The organism is Hwanghaeella sp. 1Z406, assembly GCF_048892425.1.
GTDB lineage: Bacteria > Pseudomonadota > Alphaproteobacteria > UBA8366 > Aestuariispiraceae > Pacificispira.
The window spans coordinates 1-1276 of sequence record NZ_JBLZHU010000022.1; the positions used below are offsets into that span (position 1 = coordinate 1).

The following is a 1276-nucleotide window of genomic DNA, read 5'->3' on the forward strand; positions in this document are numbered from 1 at the left end:
GGGCTCAAACATTGGGGCCATCGCGACGCCGCCAGGCTCCATAAATGCCGGCATTGCGTATTTTCAGGAACTCTTCATTTGTATGGGCGCGGGGGGCTTCATGTTCTCACGGGAGGAAAGCTGGGGGGTCTGCACGGATCTGGATTTCTACACCATGCTGGGCGGCGAACCGGATTTCATTGATCGTGTTATTGAAATATCAGGCGGTTTGGATGTGCTGATGCATGATTTAGATTTTTACTGGGGGGCTGAGTCCGATAGATGCGAGCATCCGAAAAATTTGGCTTGGATGTATGAATGCGCAGGCTGGGAAGTTCCCGACTTCATCGGCGGCCCCCGCAAGACGCCCTATGAGCTGGTCGACGTCCTCAAGAACCGCTGACGGCTGGATAGCAATCTCAGCCCCCCTCTGAAAGACCGCAATTCCGCCATATGGCAACAAGATTTGACAGCCACCTTTAAAATTAAAGAGGGCAAACTGAAACCGGAAGCATTCGTTTGGACAGACCGAGACTAAGAAGGGCTGTATTCTATGAGACTATATCCTGAAACAGATATTGGGCGCGCATGGCTCTTGCTATTCCTTGGTACCATTCTTGTTTCAGGATACTTCTCTGCTCAATGGATTATCAATAATGTGCCGTTTGTGGCATTTCATCCTGCCTGTAGAAATTACTTCCGAGTACCACCGCAGACCGTAGATGACTTGCATCTGATGTCAGGCGATCTCTCAGATGAAGCTTGGGAGCTTGTGAGGGATTCTTATGGAAAAAACCTGCGGCGTTTCGAAGAGCGTGGCATAATAAAGATTAAAGACAATAAAGTATATGTACAGATAAGCTATTACTTACCTGATGAGAATTTTCCAAAATATGGCGGTGAATTTGGAGAAAGTTCGTTTTTGAAAACTAGAAATATAACATACGAAATATTTAATAGACGCCAAGCAGAAGGTGCAGACTTTTCAGATTTCATGGTCTCCTATGGCAAGAAGGGGAGAAAGATAACTGTCCCAGAACTCATGGAGCCAGATGAATGCGGCTTTGCTGAAGAACTCATCCTTAAAGGCGGGCGCTTTGCCCGCGATTCCTTACAATAGCCGTTAAGGATGGTTGCTCTATCACCCCTCTTTGTGGTTCAGCGAAAGCGCCTGTTGTGTCCTAAACACCACCTGAAAATACGATACGAAAGGGCCGGAAAATGAAAGTCGAGTTTGAGAATGACCGTTACTTTCGGGCCTATACGGTGGAAGAGGCGAATGGGCTGTTTCGCGCGG

The 1276-nt window shown here is 47.6% G+C and carries 2 protein-coding genes; both read left to right on the plus strand.

Annotated features, from left to right (window positions below; all coding sequences use genetic code 11):
• On the plus strand, positions 1-382 hold a 382-nt coding region (locus tag ACOSDR_RS20170), incomplete at its 5' end, for a hypothetical protein (RefSeq protein ID WP_420732338.1).
• A 150-nt stretch (positions 383-532) separates the two neighbouring features.
• Entirely contained in the window at positions 533-1099 is a 567-nt protein-coding gene (locus ACOSDR_RS20175; RefSeq protein WP_420732339.1) for a hypothetical protein, read from the plus strand.
• Positions 1100-1276 lie beyond the last annotated feature (177 nt).